Raw genomic sequence first — 10,813 nt, forward strand, 5'->3', positions numbered from 1 at the left:
ATTCTAGTTCCAGAAACTGGGTTTTTGAAGTGTTCTTGATTAATCATAATTAACATAAAAAAACCCGGTTTCTAAGATTCTAGTCTGGATTAATTCTAGTTAAAAAATCGGCTGCATTATCGGTAACGATTAAGATTTTGGGACAGTTATTTTCCTTTACCTTTACCGTTTAATGTCTTTCACAGTTATTGGCGACGGTGGAATAATTAGCCCGTCAAGGAATTAAAACAGATTAGTTTTTAGGACGGACACAGAAACCAAGTTTCTCAATGATAAATATTGATTTTGGTCACTACATTATCATTAGAAACCAAGTTTATTATTTTATTGCCACTGTTCTATTCTCTGATTCAAATCTGCCACACAAGCCGCCCGTTGTCCTGGGGTATTGGATGAGGTATCAACATAAAATTTCACTGTCCAACTACCATTACTAAAAATACCCTCAATTTGTTCTCCTCTTAATCTAAATAATACAGGTGTAGGTAAATCCTTATTCCAATAATGAGTACGACAGGATTGAACATAAGCACAATCTTCAGTAATTTTTTGTAACCAATTCAAAATAGGAGTTCTCGCATTTTCCCAACTATGACTGGTTAAATCAGGTGGTTTTTTCTGAGAAATAGGAACCGCAGGAGGCAAAACTTGATCATATTCAGATTGAAAACGACCCTTAAACGTTTCGTGGAAAATTTGACCTGTGGGAGATAATTCTAAATAGATTTTCCCATCCATTTCTAATCGTTCCACTAACGCTTCCATGCGTTCATCCCAGTCTTCCTCAACTTCTTGCCATTGTACTAAATCTTGACGATCTAAAGCGGTTAATATTCCACTTTTTTCTAACCATAAACTAAAATCTAAACCAATAGGCATGGGAGGAAATGCAATAATTTCGCTAAAGCGTTCATGTTTGTAATAAACAGGAACTCCTAATGCTTGTCCCATTAAAACTGCGATCGCAATTTGAGCTTTATAACCCCCTGTTGCATTAATCGCACAATATCGGGGCGTTTGTTCCCGCACAATCTGACTAATAGTTTTTGCTAAATTTCGTAGTCCTTTAGTTCTAAAAAGTTTCGGTTGATCATCCTGTAACCCTTCAATTTTTTTAGGTTCGGTACGATGTCCTTGACTTTGATAATAATATTTCAAGATTTCAGCAATATTTTCTCCGTCTGGAGTTGCTGAATGACAGAAAATTAATGTGCATTTTTCGATACAGTATCCTCGTTGAATTAAATCGCTAATTGAGTTAATTTCCGCACCACAAAGTCGAGTCGTTCCAGGGAGTTGTGCTAAACCGTCTGCTAACTGTTTCCAGTTTTTCTGTTGTAATGCTATTCTAATATTAGAGATAAGTTCATAATTGAATAAAGGTTGCTCGGATAAAGGTTGACGTTTTAACCAGGTTTCATAACTTGTTTCATCAGCAGGAAGTCCTGATAAATTCGGATAAATCAAGCTGGTTCCAACGGTAGAAATTAAGGTTGTTTTCATGATTGAAATTTAAGCGTTTAAAATTTGTTCAACGGTTAATTGCAGTTTGGGACAAGTGGGAGATAGCATTAAATTGAATCCTTGATTTTGTAATATTAAATTGTGGTTTTACTGTGTCCAATGAGATCGCCATTTTTAACTCAACTGATTAAATTGAGTAACGGTAAAATCATCTGTTTTTAAACACTATCATCTTCTAAATTCCAAGTTTGTGCTACCCGTTTTAATTCCTCAATAATACTTTTTGTTTTTTCCAGTATTTCTTGAGCAGGCTTAGGATTTTTACGAAACCCTGCGTGTAAAACATCATTTCGCAGGTTAGCCAGGTTAAAGTCACCGACCCACAGCCGATTAAGTTGGCTTTTTTGTTTTTTTGGCAAAGTTGACCATTGTTCTAAATAAACAGATTCTTTAATTGTATTTCCTTCAGAGTCTTTAACTTTACCTCCGGTTAACAAAAGTTCCATTTCTTCTCGATTTTTCTTATCTAAAGAATCCAGTTGAAAGTGATAACATAATAAAGAGGGTAGCCACTCTCTAGCTAAAGATAAAGCTTGAACAGTTTGACCTTTTTCTGCATACCATTCAATGATCTTCAGTTGTCGGAGTAAAGAAGCTTGAGGATGATTGATATAATCAGAGGGATTTTCTAAACCAAAATTGCCATAATCTTTTTCTACACGAGCAAGTAAACTGGTGAATGGAGGGACAGATTGAGAAACAAGAGGTGATGCTTCTGCAATATGATCAGGTAACATTGCTGCTTCTTGCATTACATCCATCGGTCTTAAAAGCTGCAATCCTTTAGAAATTCCATCAATACTTGCTGCTAGTTTTTCGGTTTGAGGATTACTGCTATGGAGTAAACTCGCTAGTGATTCTCCATTCCCTGTTTTGATAAATTGATCCGTTGCGGTTGTCCAATCTAATAAACTGACAATAGGTAATAAATCAAAAGTTGGTGTTTCATTATTTTCTGGATTTTTTGCTTCAAAAGCTCCATAAAGCAACCCTTCAATTATGACTTGACGCACCACTCGTAAATAGCTCACAGCAATTAAAGCTAAAATCGGAACGGATCTAAAACTATGGGTAATATCAAAAATAACCCGATCTCCAGGTTCTAAACAATTATCAATCTGTTGAAACATCCACCAAATATCTTCAGGAGTATTCCGTTCTGGAATATTCTTAATCGCTTTGAGTTGAACTCGATTTTCTAACAATCTTTTTAAGACTGTCCAATTAGGTTCTGTCGCATTTCTGGGGGGTTTAGTTTCTACAGTGTGAGTGAGTAATACATATAAAGTTTCAGGTTGATAAAACTGAACGAGAGCTTCTTGAAAAAAAGGCGTTAGACATTTATCAGTTCCTTGAGGATGAACATAGGTTGTTTCAATATACTGGTTAAAGCCTAAAAAAGAAATAATTTTCATGGTTCACCTTGGTAAGAATTGATTGTTGTTTTTCCCATTCCCAATCTTGTTTTAACTCCCGTCCCCGCAAATGTGGCATAATTCACTAATAAATGAGCAACATTGGCTAATAACGGATCAATTCGATTGGGAACTTGTAACGTAATTTGACCCATAAACCCCGGTAAATAACCGCGAGGGAGTTGAAAGTTACGGGTTTTTAATTGATGCTTTTGCAATTTAATTAAACGACTCAAGTAACCAATTAATTCATCCCCTCCTAAATAAATCGGTGCAAAATGATTCCAACGGTCTAACCAACTGCGAAACATTAACGCGGGAACAGGTAAAGATAAATGGTTTTCCTGTTGAGCAAAAGCTGTCGGTGTGGCAAATTGTAAGTTAAATATTCTTGTGGGTTCGGGTTCATTAGCAACTAAGGTGGTATATAGTTCCTCATAACTGGTAATCTCATCTTCTCGATTAATAATATTAAAATTTGACCCTAAAAATGTGATAGAATCGGAAAGGTTAAGAGATGCGATCGCTTTTCCGGCTCTTTCTTCTAATCCACATAACGATAACTGATAAAATTCTCCTGAATTAAAGGTTAAAAATCCTTCTGATGCTAAACAACGTCCGTTTAATCCTGCAAAAGATACTGAAGGAATTGTTTCTCTTCCCATTTCTAATCCTAATCGTTCATGGAGAACTTTTACCAATTCCAACCCATAAGCACGGGGTAAAATAGCGGGTTCATTAGGGGTTAATATCCAAGTTGAACGAATTAGCATAATTAAAAATTATTAGGTAATCGGTAGAAACCGGGTTTTTAGTTTTTATCTCTGAGCTACAATCAAGATTTTTGGTTCAGAAACCCGGTTTCTTAAGGTTCCTGCTTCTTAAGCAGTTGAAACTTAACCCACCCCGGAAGATAACTAATTTCCCCGTCTTTATTCGTAATAGTACGCCGAGATTTAGGTGCTTCAAACCCAGGTGCTCTAATACCACAGGTATCTCGCAATTGGGATCTTAAATCATCTTTTAATAACCAGTTAATTGTTGTTCCTGTCATCCCACTTCCCCAACCTAAGCGAGTTTGATACGGACATTTTTCATCTTCATAAAACTCTCGAATTTTATCAAAATATAGTTGGTTTCCTTGATGGGTATTATCCTCAATATTGTTCCAATAATCATGCTCTCCATCCCATTGTTCTTGAGCAAATTCTTCGCAAATTTTCAAAAGTTCTCTTGAATTTTTAAAGGGAATAATCATTCCTTGTTGATGGCGAAACCAATTCAACATTTCATAATCAATTGTTAGGGTAAATTCTGTTCTAACATTTCTTACCATTTCTGCATAAATAGACGCTCGATATTTAGCATTATGATTTTCAAATCGGCTAGAAACTAAAACTTCTGTAACAATGGGTAAATTAACTGTGGTTCTGTTTCCATTAGCCAGGGTCAATGTTTTTTTCAGTAAAGGTTCTGTATCACTCACATGAATTGCTCGCATGAAATCGGTATTTGGCCCTGTTCTGGTTTGGGGAGAATAGTCTTGATATTTTAAGGTAAAATTAGAAAAGAGACTATTCATAAATAAGTTGTCATCGGCAAACTTTTGATTAAATGCACCCCTGAGTTCACCGGATGCCAATTTCTGTCTTAATTGCTGTTCAATATCACTAACTTTTTTAGGGGTTTTATATTGATCTGCGTGTTTGATAAGATAATAAGTGATCGCAGTTCTAATGGCTCCTTTAATTGAGGTTCCGGGGATATAAAGTTGTCCGAAACCATTTCTAATCATCGGACGTAGATCACTAATTTGTTCTTCCATCCATTTATTACTAATCCCAATTTCAGGAAAGAGGGGATTTCCATTCGTATCCGTTGCGGTTTGCCAATTTTCCCCAAACGCTTGTTTGAGAATGCTTGTAATTTCTCTGTTATTATCAATGGCATTAATATAATCTTGGAGTCTACCTTTTGATTGTAAACCTCTAGCTAATGCTTCTCGATCTGGAAGATAAACTTTACTAGAGGTTTGTACATATTCAAAAGGACTCAACTTTGAAACCTCAGACCCAATATGTAAAATCGGACTGGTTAATCGAATTCTTCGAGAGTCATAGACTTCAGGTTTTTTAATTTGCGACTGTTGAGAAGCAACCATAATTTTGATTAGGAATTAATAGAAATGGGTAGACTTAAACTGACTCCACTCCGATAAACTTTATGAGCTTTAAATGGTTCAGGAGTGACATTAGCAAGTTTTCCTTGAGGATTAGCTGAAAAAACCGATCCCTCTGTAAACATTCTCACCATTTTTCGCCGTTTTTGATAACCGGATGGGGAAGATGCAATCCAGCCTCCTCTTTCTTGAATGTCATAACAAGCAGTTTCATTTAATAGATCTGAGGAAAGGGAATCATCCCAAAATAAACTAATTAAACAGTAGTTAGATTGTTGATGCTGAACAACTTTTTTCCAATCCTCAGTTAAGTCTAACCATTCGACATCAAAGCGTCCTGCACCACTAGAACGTTCTCCGCCTAATCCTTCTTCTCCTAAGAATTTTAAAGTCGCCTGAATTTCTTTTTCTAGTTTAGGATTAGTTGTGGGAAAGTTCAGAATAAAATACAATCCTGAGTGTTGATTAGGTTGACTTTCAACTTGATGGGGGGAGCTTTCAAACTGGACAAAACCTGTATGATAAAAGTTAGTAGATCGAGTGGTGCGATCTATCGCAACTTTTGGGTTTTTATCAATTTTGAAGGTTTGTCCGTAGTCAAAGGTTCCGGCTTTGTGCAAAGGATCGCTATCTTTTGCCGTTTTGTTTGTTGTATTAATTAGTTCTAAGCGATCGCTATTTGTAAACCCTTCCCCTTGATACCATCGTTGCCAAACTTCCAAGGGTAAATAAGACAGTTTCTTGTAAGTTTTGGTAAACTCTAAATCTTTTTGAATGGGATAGTTTTTAGGAAAAGCTAGAGGTTTAGGAAGATAGTAGGTGTATTTGTCTTTTTGGCAACGATAGATAAAGGTAGAACTATGACGAAAACAAGGAGATTGTTGAAAGTTTTCTAATAGTTCTTCTACCTTTTCTTTCCCAAACAAACGAGCATAACTACTAATCAACGCACTAAATAAAGTATCTGATCGGACTCGTTCACGGCTTTCTTCGAGTCCAATTCCCACTTCTCCAAAATGGGCGGGTGTTTGTCCGAAATTGAGTCGGATTAATTTCCAATTAGTCATCATTGATTTATGGTGTTTTTGCAGGTAAAAGTGCTTTTACATCACTAAAACGACTCAGGAATTCCCCAATATCTTTAATCGCTACGGGTAGGAATTTTCCACCGCCACTGGCAATTTCTTGATAGTGTTTAATATCCCGATATTCTATCTCGAAATTCTCAAAGCGGATTTTTCCGTAACCTCTGGAACCATGTCCGCCTAACGCATCATCTTCTAAAATTGCAAGGGCGATCGCTAAATTCTCTAAATCTTCTGCGGCTTGACTCTCATCTTCAACGGTATATACCATTTCAAATTTAAACTCTGAACCTGCGGGAACTCGTTCTAACTGACGAGGATTTGCCGCCGCCGTCACTCGATCTATTCCATTTTCAAATTTCCACTCGGTCATATACAAACCTGTGTCAATTTTTTCGAGTTTTTTGGCGGATTCTTCTGTTAGATGACAGTCTCTAACGATTAATCTTGCAGCATGGTTCCGTCCTTTTGTTTTGATATATTCTTCTCCATTAATTATTGTAGCATTCCCTTTCTTGTCTAAGTCTTCTGAGTTAATAATATCCTCTTTAAGATAACAGCTTGATCCTCCTGTTGATCCAAAGACTCGACTTAGTTTGCAAGTTCTTGCCCCTTCATAACGAACAAATTTCCCCTGAGAAATTTCTGTATATCCATCTTCTAAATCATCGCTTTCATAACGATAGGTTCCGCTTCCTCCTGCACGATTTAAGGGTTTTTGCAACCAACGTTCTAAAATCGCCCGCAGTTTTCCTTTAATTGAAGAACCGGGAAGATAAGGGCGTTGGGTCATGGGATCACGAATGACGGGTTTATCTAATCCTCCAATATCTAAATTTTCACCCCCACCCCCAATATGTAATCCAGTTTCAACGACAAGAGTGCTGGTAATAATGATTTTTCCGAGTAATTTTTTTTGGGGTTTATCCACTACTGATGTCATAATTTATTTTCCTCCTTCAGCTTTATGGTAGGCAATGGTTGATTCTATTAATTGAACAAGGCGCTCAAAGTCTTCTAAAGAATGTACTTTGTCAATGGCAACAGACATCACATTACTCAGAGGTTTAGCAGCGTTTTGTCTGGCGGCAGCATAGGCAAGTTTAGGTTTTAACAAGACAATTTCAGGTTCAATTTTACTGAACACTGTTTGATTGTTCTTCTCAATATCTTTCTGACTTTGATCGGCATTTTGAGCAATTTTGACTTTGAGGCGGTTAATCGCATCTAAAAATTTACGAACTTGGTTAGTTTCTAATTTTTGATTTTTTAGAAAAGGGCCAAATTCTTGAGCGTGTTTAACTAAATCTCGGATTTTATAATCTTTCAGAGATTTAAGTTGATCAGATTTGATGTGGTTTTCAATGTCTCGATCAATGGGCATAGTTAACTCAACTTATAGGTTAAAATTTTGTTCGGTGGTTAAATTGAGTTCAGAGAATATTAGAGAAATAATTCTCTGATTTCCTTGATAATTTTGTTCTTCATACAGTCCTTCCACTAACTGCAAAATCGTTATTTTTTGTTCAATAAAGCTAGATTTTTGATGATTTTCTATCGTGATCATATCATAAATCCTCAGAATTTGATGAACGATTTAAACATTCAATCCAAGTAGCGATCACCCGAAAATAAAGAGCATTGTAAGGATGTTTTAAGGAAGTCAACACGGGTTTAAATTCAGGTTTATTGCGGACTTCTTGAGGAAGTCGAGCTAGAGTGTAAGCAATTTGAGGCAAGTGCAAGTAATATCGAAGATCTAACAGGTAATCCTGATAGTCTTCCTTCTGACGTTTCTCCTCAATTTCTTTGATTTTTAAATCTTGGAGTTGAGCCGTCGTTAGCAGATTTCGGACAAAACTACGGGAATAGTTGGTATTGAGGTTTTGGAGAATTTGCACAAAAGGCAAAACGCCAAATAGAGCGACTTTAACCTCTTTTTCTTGACTTAAGTATTTTTTGATTTTACCATAATGGTCGTCTTTTTGCTCAGGTTCTTCTAAAATTTCAGATAATTCTATATTTACACCCCCTAACCATTCTTTCCACTTTAACGCTTGACCAAATAACCCTAAACTATCCCGTCCATTTCCTTTGGCTGTTTCTTCTGTTTTTCCTGATTCTGAAGCGGCTAAATATAAAGGAAATTTTGCACCTGCTAAACTGATACCACCGGAAAGAGTAATATCTGGATGTTGACCTGTGTAGTGGCGAAAAGATTGATAAACATCAAAGGCAAATTCTACAACTTCATTCCAAGCACCGCTAATAAATAGATCATCTCCTCCAGCATAAATGAACAGTAGATTTTTGCGATCGCTTTCACTTAAAAACTTAACTGAACTTCCTAAAGGTTGAAAGAAATTCTGATCTCGATTTTCGGCTAAGCTATTCAAATAAACTTTAAAAAAATACGTCATTTGTCGAGATAAACCCGCTAGTCTGGGTAAATTTTGATGATCTCCTAATCCTTTAGCAAAAATTTGACCGAGTTTGTCAACGTCCATTCGCAGATAACCAACTCGGTTAATTCCTTTCCCTACATTCGCTAATTCATTAGCACGAATGGTTTGGTTTTTTTCTTCGTAACTTTCCTTAGCATATTGTCCTAAGAATAAAGGAGATGGATTTTTAAAATATCGAAATCGGTAGTGGTCTAACTTCCAGTCATTTACTAATAATACTGTATCAGATTCTTGAGTAATAATCTGTTGCCAATAACGAAAAACGTGATAATAAATAGGGTTTTCATCCCAGTCAAACTTAATCTGATGATGTGATCCTTTTAATTTTTCGTCTGATGAACGAATAATCAAATCAACCTTGAGTAACTCTCCACCGAGTTTAAACATATCTCGACAAGTTGGACAAGCTAAAACAGAATCTTGATCGGATAAAGGTTTTAAATTTTCTGTATCATCTCGATGGCAAACTCGACAAGGTTCATAACTCGGTTTTATGGCTAAAAAATCACTGAGTTCGGTTTCAAATTTTCGTTGTTTGAGTTTTCCTAATTTTTGAGGAACTTCTTCCCAAGCTTTCAAGAGTTCTTTTTTATTAACATTTTCTGTCGGTAACTCAACATAATCTAACGCTAAAAATACTTTCCCTTGAAAAGTTTGTTTTAGCCATTTATTAAAGCGATCACGGACTGCCTTAACAGCGTCTTTCGCTTTTTCTTTATTCCCTGATGCTAGAATATAGAGATTTCCTCCTCCTGCATAAATAACGCTCGTTTTGGGTAACTTTAATTCCTTTAAAATCTGTTGAACAATTTCTTCTGTGACTAATTCTAAATAAAAACTTCTAGCCCGTAACGATTTTAACGCCCCATCGGAAGAAATCGTATAAATAAAATTTTGGATTCCTGATAAATCTCCCGCAATTAAATACAAGGTTTTAGCTTCAACATTTTCTGCTAAAGCCGCAGCCACCGCAGCCGTTGAACGGGCGATATCAATTAAAGCAGTATCAGAATTGACAAAACTGATAAAGGAACCGTATTTTTCAACAATTAGCGTTAATAATGATAAATTATCCCAATCCGATTCAGTTAATTGTAGCTCGTTAATTTCTTTTTTAATCTGTTGTTGGAGATCCTTTAATTCAGCTTCCGTTGGTTTTTGGTTAATTGGATAAGGAATAATTGGATCGCTATCTTTAATAATTAGGGGTTTAGCATAATAGGATTGATTTTGTTCGTGATCCAGTTTAACAGAATCAAATAATAACCTTAAAGGCTTAATTTCGCTAGTTTCTGTCCACAAAAATAGCTGTTTTGCTTTAGCGATCGCTTCATTTCCAGATTCTATTCTAACCTCGGTTTTCCAGGTCGGATCAGACCATTGCAATAATTTTAATACCGCTTGCTGCATCACTCCTCGCGCAGCTTTAAATGATAGATGATGAGCCGAATTATTCATCTGATATCCTTCCAATTCAGTCCGAATTCATAGATAGCCGAAACAACGGTTCAATGACTTCCTGAACTCCAGAATGGTTATCCCAGGTTCACCGTTTCCAGCCTTTAAACTTTAATCCATGTGGCTACAGGCTTTTAAGGGGATTGTAAAGCCTCCACTATCGACAGAAATTAATGATGTGTGATGGGGTTGTTGTCGGATGCTGTGAACGGAATCGGGGTAAAAACGCTTTGTTAACCCTCCTGGGTATTGAGCTTTAAACGTTTTAACACTGTTCAGTTTAGCATCTTGTTCTAATATTAAACCACAAGGGGTATTTTGATACATGGGTATCTTTGTAAATAAATATGTAGAACGTAAGAACTCGCGATCACTGCTCTTGATTTAAAAGATTATTTTCTATCTTTTCCCCGCAAGGGGACGGAAACTTCTCCTGAATTTTTTGAGACTCTCCAGCAATAGCTCTCCTCAATAAATCGGGTAAAATGTAGCGTAACCTACGTTCTACCTTCTGACCCAATATTGATAGTTTCTATCCTCATGCACAACTATGCCCGTATATGAACGAGTTTTACTACTAATTATTTATACTTGTTTGACATCTTTAATTGTGGTGTTTACTCTTTGTTTAGGTTACGCTATGATTCACTTTACTTTGTTTGGTTCCTTTCGTTAAAAAATTTTAGG

The 10,813-nt window shown here is 36.2% G+C and carries 10 protein-coding genes; all 10 read right to left on the reverse strand.

All coding sequences use genetic code 11. The annotated features are described in order from the left end of the window. Positions 1 to 324 precede the first annotated feature (324 nt). On the reverse strand, positions 325 to 1,503 hold the full coding sequence (locus ACKPEB_RS15940; protein ID WP_408965922.1) for a putative CRISPR-associated protein: 1,179 nt from the start codon (positions 1,501 to 1,503) through the stop codon (positions 325 to 327). A 179-nt stretch (positions 1,504 to 1,682) separates the two neighbouring features. Continuing rightward, positions 1,683 to 2,939, reverse strand: coding sequence for a TIGR02221 family CRISPR-associated protein (csx2, locus tag ACKPEB_RS15945; protein ID WP_408965923.1), 1,257 nt, complete (start codon positions 2,937 to 2,939; stop codon positions 1,683 to 1,685). After that, positions 2,936 to 3,712 (reverse strand): CRISPR system precrRNA processing endoribonuclease RAMP protein Cas6, encoded by a 777-nt coding sequence (gene cas6, locus ACKPEB_RS15950; RefSeq protein ID WP_408965924.1) that lies wholly within the window; start codon positions 3,710 to 3,712, stop codon positions 2,936 to 2,938. The genes csx2 and cas6 overlap by 4 nt, the downstream gene beginning before the upstream one ends. Positions 3,713 to 3,804: 92 nt before the next feature. Further along, on the reverse strand, positions 3,805 to 5,100 hold the full coding sequence (csm5, locus tag ACKPEB_RS15955) for a type III-A CRISPR-associated RAMP protein Csm5 (protein ID WP_408965925.1): 1,296 nt from the start codon (positions 5,098 to 5,100) through the stop codon (positions 3,805 to 3,807). Positions 5,101 to 5,108: 8 nt separating this feature from the next. Then, positions 5,109 to 6,188: a type III-A CRISPR-associated RAMP protein Csm4 gene (gene csm4 / locus ACKPEB_RS15960; protein WP_408965926.1), complete on the reverse strand. Its 1,080-nt coding sequence runs from the start codon at positions 6,186 to 6,188 to the stop codon at positions 5,109 to 5,111. Positions 6,189 to 6,192: 4 nt separating this feature from the next. Then, complete coding sequence (gene csm3 / locus ACKPEB_RS15965) at positions 6,193 to 7,146, reverse strand: type III-A CRISPR-associated RAMP protein Csm3 (RefSeq protein ID WP_408965927.1); 954 nt, start codon at positions 7,144 to 7,146, stop codon at positions 6,193 to 6,195. 3 nt (positions 7,147 to 7,149) lie between these two features. Next, on the reverse strand, positions 7,150 to 7,587 hold the full coding sequence (csm2, locus tag ACKPEB_RS15970) for a type III-A CRISPR-associated protein Csm2 (RefSeq protein WP_408965928.1): 438 nt from the start codon (positions 7,585 to 7,587) through the stop codon (positions 7,150 to 7,152). Between the two features lie 12 nt (positions 7,588 to 7,599). Next, positions 7,600 to 7,770 (reverse strand): hypothetical protein, encoded by a 171-nt coding sequence (locus tag ACKPEB_RS15975; protein ID WP_408965929.1) that lies wholly within the window; start codon positions 7,768 to 7,770, stop codon positions 7,600 to 7,602. Position 7,771: 1 nt separating this feature from the next. Then, entirely contained in the window at positions 7,772 to 10,126 is a 2,355-nt protein-coding gene (cas10, locus tag ACKPEB_RS15980; RefSeq protein WP_408965930.1) for a type III-A CRISPR-associated protein Cas10/Csm1, read from the reverse strand. A gap of 111 nt (positions 10,127 to 10,237) precedes the next feature. Further along, positions 10,238 to 10,453, reverse strand: coding sequence for a hypothetical protein (locus ACKPEB_RS15985; RefSeq protein ID WP_408965931.1), 216 nt, complete (start codon positions 10,451 to 10,453; stop codon positions 10,238 to 10,240). Positions 10,454 to 10,813: the final 360 nt, after the last annotated feature.

It is taken from the genome of Planktothrix sp. (genome assembly GCF_046067725.1).
In the GTDB taxonomy this organism is placed as follows: Bacteria; Cyanobacteriota; Cyanobacteriia; order Cyanobacteriales; family Microcoleaceae; genus Planktothrix.